The organism is Cylindrospermopsis raciborskii Cr2010, assembly GCF_003367075.2.
GTDB lineage: Bacteria > Cyanobacteriota > Cyanobacteriia > Cyanobacteriales > Nostocaceae > Raphidiopsis > Raphidiopsis raciborskii.
This window is the reverse complement of sequence record NZ_CP065936.1, coordinates 829,513-854,196: the sequence shown is the minus strand read 5'-3', so window position 1 is coordinate 854,196 and position 24,684 is coordinate 829,513. Positions and strand designations below refer to the sequence as shown.

Sequence of the window (24,684 nt, the reverse complement as noted above, 5' to 3'; positions counted from 1 at the left end):
ACTAATGTTACTTAATATGGCAATTCGGTTGGAGAAGAGCAATCTATCTCAAACTACAGAATGATTATTTTTCCTAAGTTTAGGGGAAAATGTGTGAGTGAGACTTGTTGTCGTTTAATATGTGATCAATAGATTTTCTTGAGGAGAACCTTAGGTAAGGGTATGAACCATAAGTTAATACAAATGAAAAAAAGCCTTTTTCAATTTTGCTTTTCCCTAACAAGATGGGTTGTTATTCTTATAATAGCCTTTTATACTAGTGCTTGTACTGATAAAGCAGGAGGGCAAGATGTAGTTATTGAACCAGAAAAACCAGCAGTTGAAATTCCCCAAACACCACGACAGTTCTCTGAGGTATCCCCACCACAAGTTATTCAAGAGCTAGAATCTAATTTAGAACCTTATCAACCACAGGTATCAATAATTAATCCCATCTTTGATCAGGTTATAGAAGAGAACTCTGTAGCAGTGCGTTTCCAGGTGAGGGATTTACCAATCTTTAAGCATCCTCAACTTCAGCTAGGTCCACATTTACACGTTATTCTTGATAATCAACCTTACATACCGGTTTACGATGTAAATATTCCATTAGTGCTTAAAGATTTATCTGCTGGTACACATACACTCAGAGTTTTTGCATCTCGTCCCTGGCACGAAAGTTTTAAGAATGAGGGAGCTTATGCACAAACAACTTTCCATGTATTAACAAAAAGCAGCGATAATAATCCTGACCCTAATTTACCTCTACTTACTTACAGTCGTCCTAATGGTAATTATGGTGCGGAGCCAATAATGTTAGATTTTTATCTTGGAAATGCCCCTTTACATACGGGTGCACAAGAAAATCTTGAAGGTGAGGAAGGTAATGTAGGTAGTAATATAGGTAATTGGCGAATTCGTTGCACTATTAATGGTGAAAGTTTTGTTTTAGACAATTGGCAGACAATTTACCTCAAAGGGTTTAAACCCGGTAAAAACTGGCTAGAACTGGAATTTTTGGACAATGAAGGTAATCCTGTTAAGAACGTATTTAACAGCACGGTGAGAATGATTGATTATCAACCCGGTGGTCAGGATACTCTATCGAAAATCGTGAGGGGAGAGGTTACTGCTCAAGAGGTAAGAGGGATTGTAGACCAAAATTATGTGGAGACTCCTGTTTCTCCATCAGTTGAGACTACACCTGAAACTACCCAGGAAGCGATAGCGCCAAAACCAACTCCGGAACCTCCTGTTTCTCCACCAGTTGAGACTACACCTGAAACTACCCAGGAAGCGATAGCGCCAAAACCAACTCCGGAACCTCCTGTTTCTCCACCAGTTGAGACTACACCTGAAATCACCCAGGAAGCAGTAGCGCCAAAACCAACTCCGGAACCTCCTATTTCTCCACCAGTTGAGACTACACCTGAAACTACCCAGGAAGCAGTAGCGCCAAAACCAACTCCGGAACCTCCTATTTCTCCATCAGTTGAGACTACACCTGAAACCACCCAGGAAGCATTAGCGCCAAAACCAACTCCGGAACCTCCTGTTTCTTCCCCTGCATTAATGGAAACATCACAATTTACTAAATAAAGTTTCAATAAACCTTAGTCCTGCTATAGAATTACCAGTTAAATCTAAAGCAGGACTATAAATAGCGATCGCACCGTGATCAGGTATTATTGCCAAAAGTGCCCCACTAATACCTGACTTCATAGGTAAACCAATTTTTTGAGCATAGTAGGGGGAGGACTCATAAAGTCCACAACCTAACATGACGTGATTGACCAATAGACGATGCTCAGGAGCGATTAAACCACTTTCCCGAGCCAATAATTTTCCCAACTTCCCCACATCTACTACCGTTCCGGAAATACAGCATATTTCCTCATAGATATCCAGAGCAGATTCAATATTGTCAATATATCCATTTTCATACAGAATCCGTGCGATCGCCAAATTGAGAGGAGAACGGGTAGATCGGACAGAAGTCAACATAGCCACGTCCAAGTATAGTTGGGTATCTGCCAATTTATTTAACCATTCAACAAAAGGTTGAGACAGAAAACTTCCTGTATAATTACTACTATTAATTACCTGACTTATATTATTTAATTTATGAGCCACAGTAATGGCACCACTATTAATCATAGGGTTGCGGGGGTATCCCTTATCTGAAATTAGCTGTTCTAAGGAATTAAAAGCCATTGATGAAGGGGATGTACCCACAGATTGAAGAACCTGGTCCTCACCCACATGTTCAAGGAGATATAAAAAACTAAAAGGTTTAATAACACTCATGAAAGGGAAAGGAGTAGTATAATCTCCCAGACTATAATGAATATTAGGTTTAGAATAAATATAAACAGCAAACAATAGAGGATTAATATTAGCCAACAGAGGTATACGCTGAAGAACTTGACCTTGGGATATAGAAGTTTGGGATTGTGCCATCCAGAGAGACAAGTCATCAACCGACAAATTATCAAAATTGATATGTTTATTGATATGTTTCAAGGGACTAAATAATAACAGAACACCAAAATTATACAAGGAGTGGAGATAAGAGTTAAAAGAAAAGTTCAAAATTAACAACACTTCCTGAAATAATTTGTTATTTATCATATTTATTCTGTAGATTTAAGTGGGGAGGCACAATGATTTGTAGGATGGGTTGACGATGGCGTAACCGGTGGGGGTGTTGGGTTTCATACTTCAACCCAACCTAGGTTCATCTTATATTTAATTCCAGTCACCAGGGGATATGAAAAAAATCTGGAGTTTTATCAACTTGGCAATAGAGTGAGGTAAAACTGTAGATAGGAACTGATAATTGACAACACAACCACACAAATAAAGAACCTATGCAAAAAGTTCCCGTATCATTATGGACACTATTGGTAGGAATGATAATTTCTCCTATTAGTATATGGATAGGACAACATCATCATTTGTTACCCATACAAGCTTCAGCCCAAGCGCCCTTGGTAGACAATTTTTTTAATGTCATGTTTACCATTGCAGTAGCTCTATTTTTAATAGTTGAAGGAACCATAGTAATTTTCTTATTTGTGTATCGTCGTCGTGCAGGAGATGCTAGTGATGGTATACCCATAGAAGGCAATTTAGCCCTAGAGATTTTTTGGACTGCCATACCCACAGTAATTGTAATTGCTTTAGGTATTTACAGCGTCAATATCTATAATCAAATGGGAGGTTTAGAACCAGGTAGTCATCCCCATCATATTGCCCATGTTTCAGGTACAGCAATAGCAGCTACCATGGATAATGAAAGTAAATCTTCCAGTAATTCCCTTCACACACCTGCTGCTAATATTGGGATTGGCGCAAGTCCTGAAACTCAAAACAAACCAGCAGATTTGGTAGTTAATGTTCAAGGAATGCAATTTGCATGGTTATTTAACTATCCCGAAACCGACATAAATGCAGGAGAATTACATATTCCTGTAGGTGCAGACGTACAGTTAAACCTGTCCGCGACAGATGTAATTCACTCATTTTGGGTTCCCCAATTTCGTCTCAAGCAAGATGCGATTCCTGGTGTACCAACAGAACTGAGATTTGTAGCAACAAAACCAGGAACCTATCCCATAGTTTGCACAGAATTATGTGGTGGTTATCATGGTTCCATGCGCAGCCAAGTAATTGTTCACAGTCAGGAGGAATTTAATCATTGGTTAACAGAAAATCAGGTAGCACAACAAAATTCTCCCCAAATATTAGCTGTTAACCCTGGTGATGTATCTCCCACGGAATTTCTAGCGCCCTATGTTCAGAATATGGGAATAAATTCCCAAATCATTCCCTCATTTAAGAGCATCACCAAATAACCAAAACTCACAACTTATAATTCTCATGACTTCCAGCGAATTTTTTCCTGAAATACCAACAAATCCACCAGATCAAAGTCAACAAAAAACTCTTCTGGTATCCCACACTTCACATCAAGAACCTTGGAAATTTAAAGACTATTTTACTTTTAATACCGATCATAAAGTCATCGGTATTCAATATTTAGTCACCGCCTTTTTCTTCTATTTAATAGGTGGGTTAATGGCCGTTGCCATCCGCACAGAATTAGCCACACCCGACGCTGATTTCATTGACCCCAATCTGTATAACGCCTTCATGACTAATCACGGAACAATCATGATATTTCTTTGGATTGTTCCCAGCGCTATTGGGGGATTTGGTAATTATTTAGTACCCTTAATGGTGGGTGCTAGAGATATGGCATTTCCTAAATTAAACGCCATTGCTTTTTGGTTAAATCCCCCCGCAGGTTTGCTATTATTAGCCAGTTTCTTTTTTGGTGGTTCTCAATCCGGTTGGACCGCCTATCCACCCCTAAGTTTAATTACCGCCCCCATCGCTCAAAGTCTCTGGATTTTAGCAATTGTTTTAGTAGGAACTTCCTCAATTTTGGGTTCAATTAACTTTGTCATCACAATTTTGATGATGAAAGTTCCTAGCATGAAATGGGATCAAGTTCCCCTATTTTGTTGGGCAATTTTAGCAACTTCTATTCTGGCACTTTTATCCACTCCCGTGTTAGCAGCAGGCTTAGTTTTGCTACTATTTGACATTAATTTCGGTACCTCCTTCTTCAAACCTGATGCTGGTGGTAACGTGATTATTTACCAACATCTATTTTGGTTTTATTCCCATCCAGCAGTTTATTTAATGATTCTGCCAATTTTTGGCATTATGTCAGAAGTGATTCCTACCCATGCGCGCAAACCAATTTTTGGATATAAGGCGATCGCCTATTCTAGTGTTGCCATTTGTGTGGTAGGTTTATTTGTGTGGGTTCACCACATGTTTACCAGTGGTACTCCTGGTTGGATGCGCATGTTTTTCACTATTTCCACACTAATAGTTGCTGTTCCTACAGGGGTAAAGATATTTGGTTGGGTGGCAACTCTTTGGGGTGGTAAAATCCGATTTACCAGTGCAATGTTGTTTGCAATTGGTTTATTATCAATGTTTGTTATGGGTGGTTTAAGTGGCGTAACTATGGGAACTGCTCCCTTTGACGTTCACGTTCATGATACCTATTATGTGGTTGCCCATTTTCACTATGTTTTATTTGGTGGTTCTGTTTTTGGCATTTACTCTGGTATCTATCATTGGTTTCCCAAAATCACCGGTAAAATCATGAATGAAACTTGGGGTAAAATCCACTTTATTCTGACTTTTATTGGTACTAACCTAACATTTTTACCAATGCACGAACTGGGATTACAAGGGATGCCAAGACGAGTGGCTATGTATGACCCACAATTTATTAGTTTGAACCAGATTTGTACGGTGGGAGCATTCATTTTAGCTATTTCTGTTATTCCCTTTGCTTATAATGCGATTAATAGTTGGTTCAATGGTGAGTCAGCAGGTGATAATCCCTGGAAGAGTTTAACCCTAGAATGGACTACTAGTTCTCCCCCGATTATTGAAAATTGGGAAGTTTTACCTGTGGTTACCCATGGACCTTATGACTATGGACATCAACAAGATGAGGTCTAGCAAAAATTAACCCCTCAAAAAGAAAAACACCATGACAGCAATTACGACTGACAAACATCTCTCAGGTGACCATCACGAACATCCGGATTTGCGGGTTTGGGGATTATTAACTTTCTTGGTTTCTGAATCCTTAATGTTTGGTGGATTTTTTGCTACCTATTTATTTTTTAAAGGTACTACCCCAGTTTGGCCTCCAGAGGGGACAGATGTGGAATTGCTTATCCCTACCATTAACACCATAATTCTAGTATCTAGCAGTTTTGTTATTCATCTAGGTGATGCAGCAATTAAAAGAAATCGTGTGGGGTGGATGCGATTTTGGTATTTTATTACGGCCATCATGGGTGCTGTATTTTTAGTGGGACAGATTTATGAATACATGAATCTGGGGTATGGGTTAACTAGCAATGTTTTCGCCAATTGTTTTTATTTAATGACTGGTTTTCACGGATTGCATGTTTTTGTGGGATTGCTATTAATTTTGGGTGTTTTATGGCGTTCTCTCAAACGTAATCATTATTCTGCTATTAAACATACGGGAATCGAAATGGCAGAAATTTATTGGCACTTTGTCGATATCATTTGGATTATTTTGTTTACCTTGGTTTATCTCATGAATGCTTTTTGAGCTGCTAATTGATAAAAGGGAATAGGTAATTAGGTAACTAAGTGAGTGGGTGGAATTAAATATAAGATGCACAAATAATTGTGCATCTCTACTTACCTATTTCCTTTGAGTTTCAAGTCCAGTAGATTAAGTAATTAGATATGAATATCAATTGTGACCAGTTTTCCTGGTTTGACGCTTCTGCTGAAGTTAAAGAACTATTAGTCTTAGCTACTAAAACATGGGAAAATCCAGAAGAGTCTCTTAAATATATGGAGCAAGCTCTAGCTGAAACTAAGGAGAATAACCATATGGACGTTTTGGTAGCAGCTTATCGTTATTTTTATTATCAAAATAATTATGCTCTAGCGGAAAAAACAGCGAACACCATAATTGCTAGAATCAGAAAAACTCACCAATTACCTGATAACTGGGAAAAACTTCGATCAGTTTTACTTGCAAGAAAGGATGAATCTCAAATTAGAATTTTTTTAAATGCTTATACTGCTCTGGGAATGATTTCAGCCAAGTTGGGAAAATTAGACCAGGCTAAAGCAATAATCAAAGAGATACAGAACATAAATGATAAAGAAGATTTTGGTGCTAATATTCTTTGGCAGATTTTAAACCCTTCATTGGAGGAGGATGGGTAAGTAGGTGGAATTAAATATAAGATGAACAAATAATTGTGCATCCCTACTTAATTTTTGATGGACGTATTATGGAAGTATTAGGTTATGCAAGGAAAAGATTGGTTCATCCCTGAGAGTGGAAAGCATGAACTATGTAAAGCTGCAAGAGAATGGGACTTATTAAGAGAAAATTATCGTTTTTATCGGTTTCTCACGGAAGTAGAAGATGTTCTCAATGATGTAGAAGAAGAGTCTGATTTTCTTCCTCACCTGAGAATGCTGGTCAGAAGACTAATAGTTAATTCCTATTGGGTAAAAAGTCGAGTTTTAAAACCACATTCTCCAACCGGAACATCAGTTTTGTTACTATATGATGAGTTGGGATTTCCTTTAACAGTACAGACTGTCACTTTTGCACCAGGAATCACCTCCAATATCCATAATCATGGAACCTGGGGAATAGTCGCTATTTTACAAGGTCAGGAAAAAAACACATTTTGGCAACCTGATCCAGCAAATCCTGATCGTATTCAACAGGTAGGATCTTTAGATTTATTTCCCGGTGATTTAATTAGTTTTACTTCCCAAACCATACATCAGGTCTATTCTGTGGGACCAGAACCAACTGTTACTTTTAACATTTATGGAGAAACCAATTCTCAAAACAGACGAGAATTTGACATAGTTAACCATACCAGCAAGAATTTTTAAAAATATAGTTCTGCACAAGGTTAATGGGTGATGAGCAGTGGATATCTGGCTACTATTATCTTTGGTAAATACTGTAGCAGAATTATGAATCAGAGATTATCATATTAAATAAGTAGTGGATAATGAGTAAGTAAAACCACAGGTAAAGTCAATAGTGGGAATATTCTCAACTATTAGAAAATATAGCTCGTGTGATTCTTTGTGATTTTTAGATAGGTGAGTGCGTAGATCCGAGTAATAGTTATCAAGTAAACTCAGAATCAAGAGGAGAAAGTTGTTATGGCTAGAGTGATTTTCTATGAAAAACCTGGATGTAAAAATAATATCAGACAAAAGGTTTTACTAACAGCAGCAGGTCATCAGGTAATAGCATATAGCTTATTAACAGAACCATGGACGAAGGAAAGATTAAAATCCTTTTTCGGCGATCGCCCGGTAGTGGAATGGTTTAATAAAACAGCTCCCAGTGTAAGATCAGGAGAGGTAAATCCAGAAAACATTGATGGGGAAACTGCTTTATTAATGATGCTGAAAGATCCTCTATTAATTCGCCGTCCTTTATTAGAAGTAGGTAATCAAAGAGAGGTAGGTTTTGATGTGGAAAAAATCCACGCCTGGATTGGTTTGAACTCCACGGACGAGTCCTTACAGGTAATGACTGAAAGTCTCATGCAACAGGATTTGCAAGGGTGTGCTCACGATAAAAACCACGAACATCATCATTAGTCCTGTACTCGTAATTTAGCAGCTTGAATTAGTAAAGATTCAGCAAAAGCGATCGCCTGATTAGCAGATTTACCACCAGCTAATTGGGCCAATTCATCCCTGCGAGTATTTAAGTTATCCAAAGAGGTAACTCTGACTACGGTGCGCTCCTCCGTATTACCGTTTTTTTCAATCACCTCTTTATAAACCCGGAAATGTCGATCAGCCATAGCTGCGACTAAGGGTTGATGAGTTACACATAATACTTGTTGAGCTTCGCTTAATTGACGTAATTTTTCGGCAATAACTTGAGCAACTCTCCCGGAAACACCCACATCAATTTCATCAAAAATCATAGTTTCTACACTATCATGCTGATTAAAACAAGCTTTGAGAGCCAATAAAAATCGACTCATTTCCCCACCAGAAGCAATTTCTGTCAGTGGTTGAATGGGTTCCCCCGCATTGGGACTGAACATAAAGGTGATTTTATCTGCACCGGTGGAGGTGGGTGGAATGGGGGTAATTTCTACTTGAAATTTTACTTTTTCCATGGCCAGTGGTTTTAGTTGAGCCAACAAATGAGATTCTAAATTAATCGCACTCTGTAAGCGTAATTGAGTCAACTGTTGACAGACCTGATTAAGATGTTGTAGACAAACCTGCTCCTGTTGTTCCAAACTTTCTAAGGAATCTTCCGTACTATTCAATTCCTCTAATTCATTTTGAATACGTTGATAATATTCTATTGCTTCTGAGAGACTAGGTCCATATTTACGACAGATTTGTTTTAGCTCTCTTACTCTTTCTTCTACTTCTTCTAGTCTTTGAGGATCAGCTTCTAATCCATCTCCATACATACTAATTTGTCTTCCTACTTCCATAACTGTTGCCAACGCATCCCTAACTAACTCCAAAATGGGTTGCAGTTGAGGGTCAAACTCCACAATGTGGTTTAATATGGTCTCACTAGCTCCTAATAAATCCACAGCAGTGGGAGTTTCAGCATCATTTTGATATAAGGACTGATGAATTTTATAACTCATTTGTTGCAAATCAACCAGATGATTTAGTCTTTCTCTTTCCTGGTTCAATAGTTCCATTTCTTGTGGATCATGGAGATTTGCTGTGGTCAATTCTTGAATTTGATAAGTTAGGAGGTCTAACTGTTGCAAACGTTCCTTTTCTGACCTACGTCGTTTTTCTAAACTTTTATGTGCCTCTTGATATGCAGCGTAAGCACTACTCACCTTTTGTTTGTGTTGAATTATATCCTCACCACCATAGAGATCCAACCAATCTCTGACTTGAGCAGACTGTCCCACTTGTAAAGTTTGTCCTTGTGCAGTAATTTCCACCAGGCGATCGCGCAGACTAGTCATAATTTGGCGATTAACTAACACACCATTTACCCGTGAACGACTGCGGATATTAATTCCAGATGCAGTAATTTCCCGACTGATCACCAGAGAATTATCATCAATCAAATCAATTTCCTGTTCAGTTAACCAAGTAGCCAAAAACGGAGCAATACTGAAAGTTCCTTCTACCACAGCACGATTAGTTCCAGTGCGAATTACCCGACTAGAAACCCTTCCACCCAAAACTGCATCAATCGCATCCAGAATAATCGACTTTCCTGCACCAGTTTCCCCAGTTAAAACATTCAATCCTGGACCAAAATCTAACTCCAGTTGGTCGATCAGGGCAAAATTCTCAATTCTGAGGGACAGTAACATTAATCCATAATCTCCGTGAGAGTGTATGCCAAATATCTCTTAATTTTACCTTCATTTATGGCTTACTGAAAAGAGTTTGATAATAAACAATTAACCGTTAATTTTTTCCTTCTGGTTTGCTCTTGTATTTAAACTGTTCAAATTTTTTCCTGTACGTGAAAATATAATCAATAACTGTATATGTAAAGTTAATAATGTATTGAGCATCTGTTGCACCAAAAGTTATATTCTTATGCACAAAATCATTTTCTGTTACTCTTAACCTATCAGCCCAATCATAAAGATTCTGATCAATAATTTCTTGTTCTTTCATTTTCTTGAGTTTATTCTCAAGCGATCCTGCCTCAATTTTATAATCTTTACATACATAGTCTAATGTCTTAACACACATAATCACGGATGCAATAAATGCTTTATTATTATAGCACCGTATAGCCTCTTCCAATACCGTCCTTATGTATGTAGGTACTTCAGAACTAATAGTTTTCTCAGATGTGGGATATAAGGTTTTGGGTTGACCATAGGTGGGATCATTGTAATGTTCGGGATTATCAGAATATTCCGTGCGAGTGATAAAAGGCTGAGAACACTTAGTGCATTGTAAAAATGTAAACTTATATTTAGTGCCAATTTTATCCGGAGAATTAGCCATGGAATCTTTGGTCTGAATTGGTGTAAAGTAGCTATCTATTTCTTTGGCATTTACTAAGCCTTTACAAGTCACACAATTTAATACATGCACAACGTCACGCATTTTGCTGAGCAGCATTTTTACTTTTTGTTTATGTAAAGCTTCCCCATCCGGGGAAGTGCTTTGTGATCTGGGTAAAAATTGCCTTTCTGTTTTCCGCTCATTTCTGAGTTGTACAAATATCCTATTATACTCCTTTCGCAGGGAAGGTTTATTCTCCAACCATTCATCTAGTAAAGCGGCAATTTCCTTTTCACTGGGATATCCAGATTTCTCAATTTGTTCAGCCAAGGATGAGAAATCCCCCGTATCTTTATTGAGAAAAATATCCAGTGCAGTTAAAATTATATCTTCTGGACTAAGACTTGTGATCATGGTTCTCCTCTAAATTCCAACACAGGTAAAGGCGGCCCAGTAGTATGGTTCTTGAAAAGGGCGTTGAGACTCTGGCATTGTATCAAAATCAGCGAGTAATGTCAGCCTTGTCCCGGAAAATGGTAACTTTGCCGCCCAGGTTAACAACTTTCCCGCTGGAGCATCTCGTAACCATTGCTGGGCATGGTACAGTGCTAAGCGAGGACGACCATAGGTCAGAAGATTTTCTGTGTCCGTATAGAATTGGTAGAAACGAATCATTAACAAAGCAGTAGTATAATCACTCACAGCCCATAAACTACTAATTATGGTAGAAGCTCCTGCTAAGAGAAAACCCGTGGGCAAACTGATATAGTCATCATTTTTGGTATCAACCATATCACCGATCCCCATTTCATAAGCGGAAAGAGAAACAAGATGGCATCGACGCATATCCAATCCACAAATATCACCAAGGGTCAAACATTGGGAGAGATCCACTGCTGCACCATTTGGTAAGGGGAGGTATTCCCCACCCTTGGGGGGAGCTGGTAGAATACAATTGGCCAAAAGTATGGCAGAATGTAGAGGTTTTTGAAAATTAGAGTACCCAGTGCAGGAAAAATGCAGGTAATTTTTCTCTGGAATGGATCGACTAAAAATAGTTTCACGGGTGGCTTCTTTCTCAGTTATCACCTCCGTGCCAATCAACAGTCGGGTAATAATTGTTTCTACTTCAAAACTGGCATATTGCAGGTTTTGGGTAGGATTTTGAATGGCCAGGGATTGTACTACCTCTTCCCGCTCCGTAACTCCTACGGAACTGAGGAGCTGACAACTGGGGAAATAACTAAATCCCAGGGGAAATCGCTCCCAGGGAAATAGAGCGTGTAGAGGGAAGATATGTAAGCAACCATAAGGTATGAGTACCAGTTCTTCACATGGGGGGGATAACTTCCACAATTGAGTTAATAAAGTCTCAACTTGCAAAATCTCCTTCAGTTCGCCCAGTAGTTCCGGTAAGGCCTGTTTCCAGTTACCTAAATTGTGGCGATCGCGGTAGATATCTAAGTATTTTTGGCTGAATTGGCGGATCACACTGGGCGATATAACCACTTTGTGAGGAAAAATTGGTACATCTGGATTAGCAGTGATGATAAAGGTATAGAGAACATCATCTGTAAAGTACCACTCCAGGATCACCCGGCGCGGATCTGCTCCCACCAGCTTGAGTATTTTAGATATGGTTATTGGTTCCACCCTCTGGGTAAGGGAGAAATGGGGATCAAGGGGTTTGACCTGGCTAGTAATAAATTGATCTAATTCTTCTATGAGCGTATTGAGTTGACCATGGCTTCTTTTTTCTCCTTGGATTTCCAGTAGTCTTACTTCATTGCGAATTGCTTGACGAAGACGATCTAATTCCCCATAAATACGAGAGGGAATATTTCCTTTTGGATATAGATGTTTATTCTCTAGTAGCTCCACTAAATTTCGTGATTTACTGCGCTCTACTAATTCAACTGCTTTTCCATATTGATGCAACTCAATACAAGCACGCACTGCTGACTGGTAAATATGGGAGTGTTGGATCTCCCCAGGAGATTTATCCCGCCAAAATTGGATTGTCTCTAGTGCTTTGATTCCCTGTTCATAACCCTCTAGAGCGATATCCCACCAACCCTGCTCAAACCCCAGATCTCCTAAATGACTGGCAAATTTTAAATAGTCTGCTGGAGAAAGCTCCGGGGTAGCAATTGCCAGAGCTTCTCGATAATGGGCGATCGCCATTTCTAAGTTAGACTGGGACTCGGTTCCCAGTTCAGCTTGAGTTTGGTAAGCTTTTCCTAGATTGTGAAGGGTTTGAGCCAGATCTGGTTCTAATCCTGGTTGACGGAGAATAGTTAAAGCTTTAGTAAAGACAATAATTGCTCTTTGTAGATTAGCATCTGGATCCTTACCCCGTTCTACTTCGTTTAGGTAGGCAATTCCCAGTTGATTGAGAGTTTCGGCCAAGTCTCTTTCCAGTCCCAATTGGCGGAACATGGTAATAGCTTCTCTAAAAGGAGTAATTGCTCTTTCTAGTTTACCCTGGCTAATATAAACACTACCCACACTGGTTAAGGTTTTAGCCAAGTCCCTTTCTAAACCTAGTTCCCGTAGAATGGAGATCGCTTCTGTATAGGGTGGAATTGCCTTTTGTAGATTCGCTTGCGAGTCCTTACCTAATTGAGCTTGGGTTTGGTAGGCGCTCCCTAAATTGTAAAGAGTTTGAGCTAAATCCCTTTCTAAATCCAATTCCCGTAAAATTGAAATGGCTTCTGCATAAGCAGTCACTGCTCTTTCCAGATTAGCTTCCTTACTCATTTGAGCTTGGATTTGATAAGCCGCACCTAAATTATTCAGAACTTGAGCCAATTCCCTTTCTAACCCGGGTTGACGACGGATGGTAATAGCCTCATTATAAGCTGCGATCGCTTTTTCTAGGTTAGAGTGGGAGTCCGTACCCATTTGGGCCTGGGTTTGGTAAGCAGCACCTAGATGATTGAGAACTTGAGCCAATTCTTTTTCGAGTCCCAGTTGGCGTTCTATGGCGGCGCAAAATTCGTATCCACAGATGGCTATAGCGAGGTTAATTAGCGGATCCCCTCCGGGAAAATGATAAAAAATCCGAGCCAGGAGGTATAGTGATGCTCCCAGTTGAGCATTTTGCTCGGGAGTTGCTTGTTTATTTACCTGATGACCGCCCCAGGATTGTAGTTGGTCAATAAAGGTTGCATCTAAAAGATGGAGATTGTTTTCCAACAGGGGGTAAATTACTTGGCTATCCCCCTTGCTCTCAAAAATGGTTCCTATCAGCAACTCAATTAAGTCAATATAATCGTAAGTGCGCCCTTGATTCATAAAATTAACTCTACCCTACACCCTAGTTACTGAAGTTTAGACTAAAATGAAGAGCGATAGGTAAATAGTGTAACTGAAAAATGGAGAGATGGCGAAAAATCGAGAGATACCTGTAAAAACAGACACCCCCGTAGCGGAAAATGAAAAAAGCACAACTACAGTTATCAATTAGGAGGTAAAGTTGTTGGACTCCCTAACAGTTAAGAATCTCTCACCTAAAAGCCAAAGGGTGATGGATTCCCCTGGTTTGTGGACACTAGCATTTTTGGGTTCTATTTCTCTACATGTCTTACTCTTTTGGTGGTTAAGCTCTTCCAAACTATTCGGTTTTTGGGTTCCTCCCTCCCAGTCTGGTCAAGACAATGTGGTGGTGGAACTGGTGGATATTCCCGCTTCAGTAGAGCCGCAAAAACAAGTTCCTAAGTCTAAACCTGCTCTAGCCAAACCAAATCCTTCTCCATCTACCCCAAAGCAAGCTAATTATAACACTACTAAGAAAGTGGCTGAACAGGTTGTTGTTGCTAAACCTATTAACTCCAATTTAAATAGATTCCCAGTTACCCCCCCCAGGCAAAATCAGCCCAATACTCCATTAATACCTAAACCTACACCTGGAAAATTTCTACTTCCACCTAAATCAAGTCCTCCACCAAATGATCTTCCTTGGAACTCTCCTCGAGAGGAAGTTAAAGTGGAATCGGAGAAATCAAACCCCTTACCGGAAATTGCACCCGATAAGTTGCCCAAACCCATCTCTTCCCCATCACTGAGTGAAAATCCTACCCCGGAAACCACTCCAGTGGGGGAAAATTCCCAACCTCAATTATTTCCTCAATTATTTACTCTCACTATTGAACCCCTCAACAGAGATGAGATACAGGAGCTAAGAAAACAAGATTTGATAGCAGGGGATATTCCCCCCGATGTGTTACCCAAGTACCAAGGTAGTAGTACGAAGGAGCTAACAATTACTTTTTCTTCTGCTCAAACACAACCATCAAAACGGATAACGATACTGGTTAGCCTAATAGTTAATCAGCACGGCAAGTTAGAGCAAGTTTTTATTATTGACCCCAACATATCTGAAAAAGATCAAAGTGTTTATGAGCCACCACTCCGGGAGCTTTTTCAGCAGGAGAAATTTGTAGGTGGTTATGACAAGAATGGTTCCCAACCAGAAAAGAGTAACTTATATCTGAGAGTAACCATCGTTCCCAGGGATTCTCCAACAAGTTCTCCAAAAAATTCTCCCTAGGGACTTGCAATTTCCCACAGACTCTGTTACTATTGCCAAAGTTGGAAAAAACAAACTCCAAACCAACCTGCGGGCGTAGTTTAGTGGTAAAACTATAGCCTTCCAAGCTATTAATGCGGGTTCGATTCCCGCCGCCCGCTTTCTCCACCGTCTATTGGTGGTATTTCTTCTATTGGTATAAGTACGTCTAAGACAGACTTGACTATAGGGGCAGCAACAGTGCCACCATAGGCATGCCCTCCCTTTGGTTCATCAACAACCGCCAAAATGACATAACGGGGAGCCTCAACAGGGAAAATACCCACAAAGCTGGTAATTCGGGCACCGGGAATATATCCGCCATTGGGACTAGCTTTTTGGGCTGTACCAGTTTTACCAGCTACAGCATAGCCTTGAATGCGTGACGCCTTTCCACTACCCTGAGTAACCACGGTTTCCATCATGTTTACAACTGTTTGGGTAGTACTAGGGGAAAAAATCTGTCGAGGGACTGGTATTTCGGGAGAAAAATGTACTTTTCCCTCACTATCTATTAATCCCTGAACCACATGAGGTGTGACCAGTTTACCACCATTAGCCAAGGCACCGTGCATCTGTACTAATTGTAAGGGTGTGAGGGAGAAACCCTGTCCAAAAGAAGCGGTTGCCATTTCTAGGGGAGATGATAAGAATCGATCTTGATTTTTCAGACTACCACGGGTGCTAAATGGTAAATCTGTATGCATTTTTTGACCAATACCTAGTTTTTGTAACCAACTGTAGTAGATTTTTGGTTCGAGACGTTGGACAATTTGTACCATACCCACATTGCTGGATGTCTGTAAAATTTCAGCAATGTTAATTTGTCTAAAACTATTGATAACTGCATTCTTGATGACATGGTCGCTAACCTTGATAGTACCTGGATCATTAAATCTATCATCGGGAGTGATGACACCACTTTCTAAAGCAGCGGCTACAATTAAGGGTTTAAAAGTAGATCCGGGCTCGTAAAGATCAGTCACGGTCCAATTTTTAAAAGACGCAATATTAGCTTTAGAATACTCATTAGGGTTATAACTGGGTTGGGACACTAAAGACAATAGGGAACCGTCTTTAGCATCCATAACAATTACAGCACCGCGTTTAGCCTGAAACTTTTCCACCTGTTGTTTCAGGGCGCTACGAACAGCTCTTTGCAAGCGACTATCTATGGTTAACTGCAATTTAAAATCATCGGAATATAAAAACTCATCTGGCGCATAATCTGGCATAATATCTCCTGCACCAGTTCGCGTCAGACGCACGGTTTCTCTGGAACGCTCCAACAGTTTGTCCTGACTATATTCTACCCCAGCTTGACCATGTCTTTCTAAATTTACATAACCCACCACATCTGCTACTAAATCCTCTTCGGGGTAGAAACGAGAGTATTTTTCAATAAATTCTAAACCATCTAGTCTAAATGATATTAATCGGTCAGCAATATTTTCAGATACCTTATCAGCTAAAAGAATACCACTTTTCCTAGTTTTAAATAGCTTCACTAGGTTTGTAACATCTTTATTCAAAAAAGGTGCTATTTTTTCCGCTATTGCCTGATTAGATTTACTGAATAATTTAGGGTGAACATAGAGTGTATAAACAGGACGGTCAATAGCCAACAAAGTTTTATTGCGATCCACTAATGGACGGCGGGGCATAAAAGGAAGTAATACTGTTGCTTGTTGGTTTCTAGCCCTTTTGGTAAGTTTTGGTCCATCCACAACTTGCAGACGATACAAATTTACAACTAGACCCATCCCAGATAGAAATAGAACTCCCCAAACCACCAACAGTCGGGAGTGAAAATTGACCAGTCTAGTTGGAGTACCAGGGGAATTTTTATCTGGGAATGGTGGGGAAAATCTGTTTCTCCCTGTTAATTGTAAATACCGTCGGAGATTTTCTCGTAGATTGGGTAAGTTTCTGAATCTGCTCCTAGTGGGTTTGCTTTTGCTGGGTAACTTCTGCATGGCAATGGTCAATAAGCTTAATATCCTAACGGTGGAATTGAGGTGCGTTTACCTGGAGATGGGGGGATCTTAGCTCTCGATGGTGGTTGAGAATTATTTGATACTGCGGGCAGAAAGACCATCTTACCTGGAGCAGATAGTCCCAGTCCCATTGCTTCTGCTTCCTGAGCCATTTTACTAATAATGATAGCATTAGCTGCAGTTAGCTGTCGTTCCTGGCGTTGTAAACTTTCCAGTTTGCGATAGGAATGACTCCAAATTTGTTGACAATACACCGTTCCACCATAGATTGCCAACATCACCACCACAAACAAAAATGCCGTCATGGAGGAATAGTGGTGAATGTTGTTAAGGCGGATAATCCACGAGTTTTCACTATTAGAAGAGATTGGTAACTGTTTACTAGTTTGACCAGTCAATATGGCTTTTTGCACTGGAGCATTAGGAAACATAGACTTAGAGTTAGGTTCGTCTTTCCTGCGTGCTGGTTTGGTGGAAGACACAGGAGAACGTTCCCCATACGGAATAGGAGAGGAATCCGGTCTAAACCATGAGCTTTTTGTGGAAACAGCTGATTTGGGTAATGCTGACATAATGGTGATGAATGCTAAATTTAGTCCTGAACAGGTAGCATGCTAAAAAAATTATGGTTCAATTATGCTTGCTGGATTACCTATTGGCAATGTCCTATCTCCCTTGAGCTACGACCATAACAAAAAAAAACTGGAAAGAAATTTATTCTGTACAAATTGTTTCACAAAAAGCAACAAATGAGATATCTTATTCAACAGGAGCAATCCCTTGTATTGCACTTATTGGTGAAAGAGGAGTTATGAAAACAAAAATCTTTGGTTTGGCTATCGTTTTAAGTCTGGCTACTATGCTGGGCGCTTGTGAAGGTGGTACTGAACCCTCTGGTGATGCTACAACCACACCTGCTGCTACTACTACACCCGCTGAGCCCACTGATAGTGGTACTGCTACCCCTGCTACTACTACAGAACCCACAGCAACCCCAACTACTACTCCCTAGAACTTTTTAGGAACGCCTAATTTTGTTCAATAAAGCTGTGACTACCCCATGGGTGTCCCCCAGTAGCTAGTTCGATAAACAAACCCACGCTCTACCCCTTTGGGTAGGCGCTGGGACTTTACACAAACCAACAAGACGGAAAATGAAAGGTCTACCCGTAAAATTCCAGTTTGTAGTTTTGGGAGTGATTGTAGCTGTAATGGTGGGAATAATTAACCATGGAGTAACCATAGCAGTCCCACCACTAACAGAAGATATTCCGGAAGAAATACTACGTACAGAAATCATCACCATCGGGCGATCGCCTATTGATGGTAAGATATTAACCGCATCGGAATATGCTGAACTAGAGGAGCAGCTGAGAACAATTCCGCCCAGAAAGCTAAGTCCCAGGTTGAGACACACAGTATTTTTGCTCAGGATGCGCAGAATTTTACTGCAAATTTTCCCGTTTTTAGATATTTAATCTCCTCTTTGCTGCCAGAATTCATGTTTATTTCATACTTACAATATAAGATACATCCTGATCTACGGGAACCATGAGGACAAAAATGCAAATAAATGTAAAGAATATATATAGTTATAAAAAACTGAATTTAGTTAGTCACCTTATTGAATGTAGGTAGCTCCATGACCACCAGCACCATTGCTCCTGAGCAGGTTAACCGCATAGTTTCCAATCAACACCATGATCCGTTCGAGGTACTAGGTTCACATCTTGTAGAACAAGAGGGTAAAAACATTTGGGCTGTACGTGCTTACCTACCCAACGCCAGCGCGGTTTATGTAGTAGTTCCCCAAGAGCGTAAAGAATACGCCATGGAAAGGGTACATCATCCCCATTTTTTTGAATGCACCATTGAGATCGAAGAACTTAATAACTACCAGTTAAGAATTCAAGAAGGGGAACACGAGCGGGTAATTTATGATCCCTATGCTTTTCGTTCTCCCCGATTAACAAATTTTGATTTACATTTGTTTGGTGAGGGTAACCACCATCGCATTTATGAGAAATTGGGAGCGCACTTAACCGAAATAGATGGTATTAAGGGAGTATATTTTGCCGTGTGGGCACCCAGTGCTCGCAATGTTTCTCTACTGGGGGATTTTAACCACTGGGATGGACGTAAACACCAAATGCGCAAGGGGCACACGGGAGTATGGGAACTATTTATTCCTGAATTGGGTCCTGGGGAACATTATAAATATGAAATCAAGAATTTTGACGGTCATATTTACGAAAAATCTGACCCCTACGGTTTTCAACAGGAACCACGGCCGAAAACTGCATCTATTGTCACTAATTTGAATGCTTATCCCTGGGGTGATGAACAATGGATGGAGACAAGAAGAAACAGCGATCCCCTTGGGCAACCCATTTCCGTTTACGAAGTGCATTTAGGTTCTTGGTTACATGATGACAGTGCGAAACCAGCTAAGTTACCAGATGGAACAGAAGAACCAGTAGTTATTGCTTCCGAACTGAATCCAGGAGCGCGATTCCTTACCTACCGGGAGTTAGCAGCTAAACTGATTCCCTATGTGAGGGACTTGGGTTACACCCACATAGAGTTATTACCTATTGCTGAACATCCATTTGATGGTTCCTGGGGTTATCAGGTTACTGGTTACTATGCTCCCACTTCCCGATTTGGCACCCCCGGGGACTTTATGTATTTTGTTGACCAATGTCACTTAAATAGCATTGGTGTGCTTGTGGATTGGGTACCAGGTCATTTCCCCAAGGATGGTCATGGTTTAGCCTTCTTTGATGGTACTCATCTTTATGAACATGCTGATCCCCGTAAAGGTGAACATAAGGAATGGGGAACCTTGGTATTCAACTATTCCCGCAACGAGGTGAGAAATTTCCTGGTTGCTAATGCCTTGTTTTGGTTTGATAAGTACCACATTGATGGTATTAGGGTAGATGCTGTTGCTTCCATGCTTTATCTTGACTACTGTCGTAAAGATGGAGAATGGGTAGCTAACGAATATGGTGGTCGGGAAAACCTGGAAGCTGCTGATTTTCTCCGCCAAGTAAATCACAACATTTTTAGTTACTTCCCAGGGGTTCTATCCATTGCGGAGGAATCCACCTCTTGGCCCATGGTATCTTGGCCCACATACACTGGAGGGTTAGGTTTTAACCTGAAGTGGAATATGGGTTGGATGCACGACATGTTGGATTACTTTAGCATGGATCCCTGGTTCCGTCAATTCCACCAAAACAATGTCACTTTTAGCATGTGGTACAACCACAGTGAAAACTTCATGTTAGCACTGTCCCATGATGAAGTTGTCCATGGTAAGAGCAATATTATCGGTAAAATGCCCGGTGATAGATGGCAAAAGCTGGCCAATGTGCGGGCTTTATTTACTTATATGTTTGCACACCCTGGCAAGAAAACCATGTTTATGAGCATGGAGTTTGGTCAATGGAGTGAGTGGAATGTGTGGGCCGATTTGGAGTGGGGTTTATTACAGCATGAACCTCATGAGCAGTTAAGAGGGTTCTTTAGGGAAATTAACAGTGTTTACCGTTCTGAACCTGCTTTATATAGTCAGGACTTTGGACGAGAGGGCTTTGAGTGGATTGACTGTAGTGATAATCGTCACAGTGTAGTTTCTTTTGTCCGTCGAGCTAAGGACTCCGATGAATTTGTAGTAGTAGTTTGCAACTTTACCCCCCAACCCCATTCCCATTATCGTATTGGTGTGCCACAGAAGGGATTCTATACAGAGCTATTTAATAGTGACGCACGTGAGTATGGTGGTAGTAATATGGGCAATTTAGGGGGTAAATGGACTGATGACTGGTCTTTACATAATCGTCCTTATTCTTTGGATTTGTGTTTACCACCTTTAGGGGTTTTAATTCTCAAGTTAGATAGGATCAAGACTGCTCAGTCCCTGGGTTAGAAGCGGTGGATGCTATGGGGGAAGCTTTCCCCCACTTCCTCAAATTTTTAATTCAGCTAAACCCAAATAACGAACTCCTTGAGGAGAAACATCAAATCTACACGGCAAAACTTCTAAACCTACTTTTATTGCTTGTCTTAGTAACTGACCATAAAGTGGATCCGCACTATCTCCAGGAGCAAATTCCACACAGTCCCCTCGATTGATAAAGTACAACATCACCGCACGATTTTTGGGTAATACCTCCATTAATTCTCTTAGATGCTTTTGTCCCCTAGTGGTTTCTGTGTCAGGAAATAATGCTAAACTACCCTGACTCCAAGTAGTGTTTTTTATTTCTAAGTAAATTGGCATCTCATTTCCTGTTAGGTAAAAGTCCACTCGGCTTCTTTTCTCTTTTCCATAAACCACCTCCCCTTTAGCTTGCTTATACTCTCCTAGTTGTGGAAAGAGCTGTTTTTCTAAAGCTAGTTTAATTATGTTATTGGGTAAGTTGGTGTTTACACCAACCCATGTTGGTTCTGAAGTATCCACATTATCCACTTGAATCAATTCCAATGTATAGGCTAATTTGCGCTGGGGATTATCAGTTTTGGACAACTGCACAGCACTGCCAATTTGAGAAACTCCAGTCATGGGTCCGGTATTGGCACAGTGCGCTGTGACCATTTCTCCAGATTCTAGTTCCACATCAACAAAAAATCGCTTGTACCTTTTTAGTAATTTTCCAGAATATAATTGGTTGTATTGATAAAGATAATTGTTCATTGCAATATGTAGTTTATGATTTGTGAGGTTTTTGCCATATTAGGGAGAAATCTCCCAAATATTAATCTTATTATCTTCTGTTCCACCCACTAAAGTTTTACCATCAGCACTTAAAACTAAGGATGTAACAATTTTGGTGTTTCCTGGTAGAGCGTAAATTTCTTCCTTTGTGCTTACATCCCATAATTTAATCACAGAGGAAATTTTCTCAGAACAATCTGGGCAACTTTTGGCTTTGCTAATCAGGGTTTTACCATCGGGACTGAAAATCACAGATGTAACATTTTGTTTTTTACTGGCAAAAATTATCTCCTTATTCTTAATATCCCAAAACTTAATTTGGCGATCGCGACTGGTACTGACAAGTGTACTAGTGTCCGGACTAAAAGCTAAAGATGTGACTGTTTGGGAAGTAGTATCTAATAGTGTAGTTGGTTTTTGCCCACTGGTTTGATTAATATTCCATATTTTAATAGTTTTATCAAAACTTCCACTTGCTAGAGTGAACCCATCGGGACTAAGAGCTAAAGATCTAACCCAATAATTATGGCCTAGGAGAGTTTTTAAAAACTTTCCTGTTAATAGACTCCAAACTTTAATTGTTTTATCATCTCCCGCACTAACTAGGATTTTGCTATCTTGACTAATAGCTAGTGCTTGAATTGAGTCTTGATGACCAACTAGATTAAAAGTAAGTTTTTTTGTTTGTAAATTCCAAACTTTAATCGTTTTATCATCTCCCGCACTCACTAGGTTATTTCCATCTGGACTAATGGCAAGAGCGTTGATATTTTGTGTATGTCCTGGTAGGGATATAATTTGTTTGCCCGTTTTGCTATTCCATAATTTAATTTCTTTGTGACCCGCACTGACAATAGTATTACCATCTGGAGTAATAGCCACCACTGCTAGGGATTTATCTACTTGTGTTATGGTTTTGAGTAAACTAACTTTGTTAGTTCTAATAGAGGAAGTTCTCCCAGATATTTGCCCATACTCGGGACTGGTAGAAGATTTATTACTTGGTATTAATAAAGGATTAAATTGAGAGAAAATTGCCGTTTGCATTTGACCTAAGTTCCTATATCCCAATCCCCCCACAACCGAAATTGTTACCAAAATCAAAAATATATTTCGCAAAATAGTATGTTTATGTTTTTCATGTTTACCCTTTTTAAGGTATATGCCAGATTTTTTTGAACCATAAACATTCTTTTTACTAAGGTCTTTTATAACTTCATCAGCAGATTGATAGCGATTTTTCAGATCTAGTTGTAATAGCTTATCTAAAATAATAATTAGCTCAGCACTCCTAGAATTGTTAAGGCAATCTTGCCAATTCTTGACCCAACTATAACCATGTTCTATCCACAATTGAAAGGGAGATAGACCAGTTAAGAGATGAAAACAAGTAGCACCCAAGCTAAATAAATCACTAGCTGGATAGGCTTTGCCATCTCTAATTTGCTCTATAGCAGAATAACCATGGGATCCAATAGAAGTACCATATTTTTTTTGAACTGCAACTGTTAATTGTTTGGCAGAACCAAAGTCAATTAAGATTAATCTTCCATCCCTTTTACGTCGGATAATATTCTCTGGTTTGATATCTCGATGAATTATTCCCCGACTATGAAGAAATTTAAGAATAGGCAATAAATCCAGTAGTAAAGATTGAATATCACTGTCTTTATAGTGCTTTCTTAATTGTAACTCCTGTAATAGGTTATTGCCATCTATAAATTGCTGTACTAAATATAAACATTTATCTTGCTCAAAATAAGCCAATAAGGTGGGAATTTGTGGATGCTCTCCTAATTCTTGCAGTCTCTTTGCTTCTTGACTGAATAACTCCATTGCTTTTTTTTGTGCCCAAGTACCCTGAAACTTAGGTGCTAATTGTTTGACCACACAATTATCATTTAATTTATCTGTATCTTCTGCTAGATATGTTCTGCCAAATCCTCCTTCATCTGAAAGCACACGAATAATACGAAAACGATTTCTTAACAGTGGTACTAAAGGAGTGTCACAACTTTGACAAAACTTGCTACCATGGGGATTTTGAGGATTTTGACAATCGGGATTTAAACAACATATCATGACGTTGAAATTAAATTTCACAGCATAAAAATCAACAGAATCTATCTTACAAACAATTGTGCCCCCTACTTACTTCTTTCTAGTTATACAATATCATAAACCAAAAATCAGGTCTATCTGTTAACAAGTTGTTAAAGCTCTATAATGTTCCTGTAAATAGTTTTTAAATCTATCCTCCCTACTTAAACCACTTATTAATCACTGTACTGATCACCGTATTTACAGTTTGTTTGATTTGGTGCTGACGATTCCATTTTTGAAAAGCAGCTTCATATTCTTCACCTTGATTACGAAAGGTCTTCCAAACCTCAACTAGGATAACTAATCCCGAAAACATCAAAATATATAGAGACCAGGTTAGACCAGCACTGCCAATTAAATTTGTCAGCACGAAAAAAGTGTTAATAATTATATAGTTTCCTATACGTTTCTTCAATTTATTTTGACGATAAGTATTAAAAGCCTTTCGCTGCTGTGTTTCGCTTTGTAGAGCCAACCATTCAGTTTTGGCGTGTAAAACAGCTTCCGGTTCAATTTGTAGCTCCTTAGCAATCTCTAAAATCTGCTGATAGGAAAACTCTTGACTAAGATCTTTACTCTGACGTGCGATCGCCAGGTTTAAAATTTCCTGTACCTCTTCCTGGGTGTAAAAACGCAGTTTGTTGGATTCTGATGTCATGTTTTCTTTCCTGAGCATCATTATTTTAAAAGGTAGCAACGGTGGAATCCAATCTCCA

Annotated in this window: 21 protein-coding genes and 1 tRNA gene; 13 read left to right on the top strand and 9 right to left on the bottom strand. The window is 39.6% G+C overall.

Features of this window, described 5'->3' with window-relative positions:
• The first annotated feature begins 162 nt into the window (after positions 1–162).
• Complete coding sequence (locus C6N34_RS03935) at positions 163–1,578, top strand: hypothetical protein (protein WP_236107400.1); 1,416 nt, start codon at positions 163–165, stop codon at positions 1,576–1,578.
• Here C6N34_RS03935 and C6N34_RS03930 read toward each other — a convergent pair.
• Entirely contained in the window at positions 1,561–2,610 is a 1,050-nt protein-coding gene (locus C6N34_RS03930) for a glutaminase (protein WP_082604693.1), read from the bottom strand. The genes C6N34_RS03935 and C6N34_RS03930 overlap by 18 nt on opposite strands.
• A gap of 239 nt (positions 2,611–2,849) precedes the next feature.
• Here C6N34_RS03930 and C6N34_RS03925 point away from each other — a divergent pair, with 239 nt between their 5' ends.
• From C6N34_RS03925 to C6N34_RS03900, 6 genes are all read left to right on the top strand, one after another.
• Positions 2,850–3,836 carry a cytochrome c oxidase subunit II gene (locus C6N34_RS03925; RefSeq protein WP_006278750.1) on the top strand — a complete coding sequence of 329 codons (987 nt, stop codon included), beginning with the start codon at positions 2,850–2,852 and terminating at the stop codon, positions 3,834–3,836.
• A gap of 25 nt (positions 3,837–3,861) precedes the next feature.
• Positions 3,862–5,529, top strand: coding sequence for a cytochrome c oxidase subunit I (gene ctaD, locus C6N34_RS03920; RefSeq protein ID WP_181407021.1), 1,668 nt, complete (start codon positions 3,862–3,864; stop codon positions 5,527–5,529).
• A gap of 31 nt (positions 5,530–5,560) precedes the next feature.
• Entirely contained in the window at positions 5,561–6,157 is a 597-nt protein-coding gene (locus C6N34_RS03915; protein WP_006278748.1) for a cytochrome c oxidase subunit 3, read from the top strand.
• Between the two features lie 140 nt (positions 6,158–6,297).
• A complete protein-coding gene (locus C6N34_RS03910; protein ID WP_057178572.1) occupies positions 6,298–6,789 on the top strand; it encodes a hypothetical protein in 492 nt (163 codons plus the stop codon).
• Between the two features lie 84 nt (positions 6,790–6,873).
• Positions 6,874–7,479 (top strand): cysteine dioxygenase family protein, encoded by a 606-nt coding sequence (locus tag C6N34_RS03905; protein ID WP_057178573.1) that lies wholly within the window; start codon positions 6,874–6,876, stop codon positions 7,477–7,479.
• 279 nt (positions 7,480–7,758) lie between these two features.
• Positions 7,759–8,205: an ArsC/Spx/MgsR family protein gene (locus C6N34_RS03900; RefSeq protein WP_057178574.1), complete on the top strand. Its 447-nt coding sequence runs from the start codon at positions 7,759–7,761 to the stop codon at positions 8,203–8,205.
• Here C6N34_RS03900 and recN read toward each other — a convergent pair.
• From recN to C6N34_RS03885, 3 genes are all read right to left on the bottom strand, one after another.
• A complete protein-coding gene (gene recN, locus C6N34_RS03895) occupies positions 8,202–9,923 on the bottom strand; it encodes a DNA repair protein RecN (RefSeq protein ID WP_115539138.1) in 1,722 nt (573 codons plus the stop codon). The genes C6N34_RS03900 and recN overlap by 4 nt on opposite strands.
• A gap of 97 nt (positions 9,924–10,020) precedes the next feature.
• The gene (locus C6N34_RS03890; protein WP_115539137.1) at positions 10,021–10,989 is read right to left on the bottom strand and encodes a DUF4145 domain-containing protein; all 969 of its coding nucleotides are present in this window, start codon (positions 10,987–10,989) and stop codon (positions 10,021–10,023) included.
• 9 nt (positions 10,990–10,998) lie between these two features.
• Positions 10,999–13,872, bottom strand: coding sequence for a CHAT domain-containing protein (locus C6N34_RS03885; RefSeq protein ID WP_115539136.1), 2,874 nt, complete (start codon positions 13,870–13,872; stop codon positions 10,999–11,001).
• A 184-nt stretch (positions 13,873–14,056) separates the two neighbouring features.
• Here C6N34_RS03885 and C6N34_RS03880 point away from each other — a divergent pair, with 184 nt between their 5' ends.
• The gene (locus C6N34_RS03880; RefSeq protein ID WP_236107397.1) at positions 14,057–15,127 is read left to right on the top strand and encodes a cell envelope integrity protein TolA; all 1,071 of its coding nucleotides are present in this window, start codon (positions 14,057–14,059) and stop codon (positions 15,125–15,127) included.
• Between the two features lie 69 nt (positions 15,128–15,196).
• Positions 15,197–15,267 (top strand) — tRNA-Gly (locus C6N34_RS03875).
• Here C6N34_RS03875 and C6N34_RS03870 read toward each other — a convergent pair.
• Both C6N34_RS03870 and C6N34_RS03865 read right to left on the bottom strand, forming a co-directional pair.
• A complete protein-coding gene (locus C6N34_RS03870) occupies positions 15,238–17,121 on the bottom strand; it encodes a peptidoglycan D,D-transpeptidase FtsI family protein (protein WP_236107395.1) in 1,884 nt (627 codons plus the stop codon). The two genes, C6N34_RS03875 and C6N34_RS03870, sit on opposite strands and share 30 nt — an antisense overlap.
• A gap of 17 nt (positions 17,122–17,138) precedes the next feature.
• Entirely contained in the window at positions 17,139–17,573 is a 435-nt protein-coding gene (locus tag C6N34_RS03865; RefSeq protein WP_141303598.1) for a hypothetical protein, read from the bottom strand.
• Here C6N34_RS03865 and C6N34_RS03860 point away from each other — a divergent pair.
• The 4 genes from C6N34_RS03860 to glgB all read left to right on the top strand — a co-directional run bounded on the left by C6N34_RS03860 (position 17,542) and on the right by glgB (position 21,076).
• A complete protein-coding gene (locus C6N34_RS03860; protein WP_115539132.1) occupies positions 17,542–17,760 on the top strand; it encodes a hypothetical protein in 219 nt (72 codons plus the stop codon). The two genes, C6N34_RS03865 and C6N34_RS03860, sit on opposite strands and share 32 nt — an antisense overlap.
• Before the next feature lie 193 nt (positions 17,761–17,953).
• On the top strand, positions 17,954–18,154 hold the full coding sequence (locus C6N34_RS03855) for a hypothetical protein (RefSeq protein WP_057178615.1): 201 nt from the start codon (positions 17,954–17,956) through the stop codon (positions 18,152–18,154).
• Positions 18,155–18,296: 142 nt separating this feature from the next.
• Positions 18,297–18,620, top strand: coding sequence for a hypothetical protein (locus C6N34_RS03850; RefSeq protein ID WP_057178579.1), 324 nt, complete (start codon positions 18,297–18,299; stop codon positions 18,618–18,620).
• Positions 18,621–18,784: 164 nt separating this feature from the next.
• Positions 18,785–21,076: a 1,4-alpha-glucan branching enzyme gene (gene glgB, locus C6N34_RS03845; RefSeq protein ID WP_115539131.1), complete on the top strand. Its 2,292-nt coding sequence runs from the start codon at positions 18,785–18,787 to the stop codon at positions 21,074–21,076.
• Positions 21,077–21,115: 39 nt separating this feature from the next.
• On the opposite strand, the gene sfsA is transcribed toward glgB, so the two are convergent.
• From sfsA to C6N34_RS03830, 3 genes are all read right to left on the bottom strand, one after another.
• Entirely contained in the window at positions 21,116–21,844 is a 729-nt protein-coding gene (gene sfsA, locus C6N34_RS03840; RefSeq protein WP_115539130.1) for a DNA/RNA nuclease SfsA, read from the bottom strand.
• 39 nt (positions 21,845–21,883) lie between these two features.
• Positions 21,884–23,947, bottom strand: a complete 2,064-nt coding sequence (locus C6N34_RS03835) for a serine/threonine-protein kinase (protein ID WP_115539129.1) — start codon at positions 23,945–23,947, stop codon at positions 21,884–21,886.
• 178 nt (positions 23,948–24,125) lie between these two features.
• Complete coding sequence (locus tag C6N34_RS03830; protein WP_057178583.1) at positions 24,126–24,626, bottom strand: 2TM domain-containing protein; 501 nt, start codon at positions 24,624–24,626, stop codon at positions 24,126–24,128.
• Between the last annotated feature and the right edge of the window lie 58 nt (positions 24,627–24,684).

What these genes read in the sequence shown, in the direction of transcription:
- C6N34_RS03935 (WP_236107400.1), top strand. Translation starts at nt 163, where the DNA reads ATGAACCATAAGTTAATACAAATGAAAAAAAGCCTTTTTCAATTTTGC.
- C6N34_RS03930 (WP_082604693.1), bottom strand. Translation starts at nt 2,610, where the DNA reads ATGATAAATAACAAATTATTTCAGGAAGTGTTGTTAATTTTGAACTTT.
- C6N34_RS03925 (WP_006278750.1), top strand. Translation starts at nt 2,850, where the DNA reads ATGCAAAAAGTTCCCGTATCATTATGGACACTATTGGTAGGAATGATA.
- ctaD (WP_181407021.1), top strand. Translation starts at nt 3,862, where the DNA reads ATGACTTCCAGCGAATTTTTTCCTGAAATACCAACAAATCCACCAGAT.
- C6N34_RS03915 (WP_006278748.1), top strand. Translation starts at nt 5,561, where the DNA reads ATGACAGCAATTACGACTGACAAACATCTCTCAGGTGACCATCACGAA.
- C6N34_RS03910 (WP_057178572.1), top strand. Translation starts at nt 6,298, where the DNA reads ATGAATATCAATTGTGACCAGTTTTCCTGGTTTGACGCTTCTGCTGAA.
- C6N34_RS03905 (WP_057178573.1), top strand. Translation starts at nt 6,874, where the DNA reads ATGCAAGGAAAAGATTGGTTCATCCCTGAGAGTGGAAAGCATGAACTA.
- C6N34_RS03900 (WP_057178574.1), top strand. Translation starts at nt 7,759, where the DNA reads ATGGCTAGAGTGATTTTCTATGAAAAACCTGGATGTAAAAATAATATC.
- recN (WP_115539138.1), bottom strand. Translation starts at nt 9,923, where the DNA reads ATGTTACTGTCCCTCAGAATTGAGAATTTTGCCCTGATCGACCAACTG.
- C6N34_RS03890 (WP_115539137.1), bottom strand. Translation starts at nt 10,989, where the DNA reads ATGATCACAAGTCTTAGTCCAGAAGATATAATTTTAACTGCACTGGAT.
- C6N34_RS03885 (WP_115539136.1), bottom strand. Translation starts at nt 13,872, where the DNA reads ATGAATCAAGGGCGCACTTACGATTATATTGACTTAATTGAGTTGCTG.
- C6N34_RS03870 (WP_236107395.1), bottom strand. Translation starts at nt 17,121, where the DNA reads ATGCAGAAGTTACCCAGCAAAAGCAAACCCACTAGGAGCAGATTCAGA.
- C6N34_RS03860 (WP_115539132.1), top strand. Translation starts at nt 17,542, where the DNA reads ATGGCTTTTTGCACTGGAGCATTAGGAAACATAGACTTAGAGTTAGGT.
- C6N34_RS03865 (WP_141303598.1), bottom strand. Translation starts at nt 17,573, where the DNA reads ATGTTTCCTAATGCTCCAGTGCAAAAAGCCATATTGACTGGTCAAACT.
- C6N34_RS03855 (WP_057178615.1), top strand. Translation starts at nt 17,954, where the DNA reads ATGAAAACAAAAATCTTTGGTTTGGCTATCGTTTTAAGTCTGGCTACT.
- C6N34_RS03850 (WP_057178579.1), top strand. Translation starts at nt 18,297, where the DNA reads ATGAAAGGTCTACCCGTAAAATTCCAGTTTGTAGTTTTGGGAGTGATT.
- glgB (WP_115539131.1), top strand. Translation starts at nt 18,785, where the DNA reads ATGACCACCAGCACCATTGCTCCTGAGCAGGTTAACCGCATAGTTTCC.
- sfsA (WP_115539130.1), bottom strand. Translation starts at nt 21,844, where the DNA reads ATGAACAATTATCTTTATCAATACAACCAATTATATTCTGGAAAATTA.
- C6N34_RS03835 (WP_115539129.1), bottom strand. Translation starts at nt 23,947, where the DNA reads ATGATATGTTGTTTAAATCCCGATTGTCAAAATCCTCAAAATCCCCAT.
- C6N34_RS03830 (WP_057178583.1), bottom strand. Translation starts at nt 24,626, where the DNA reads ATGACATCAGAATCCAACAAACTGCGTTTTTACACCCAGGAAGAGGTA.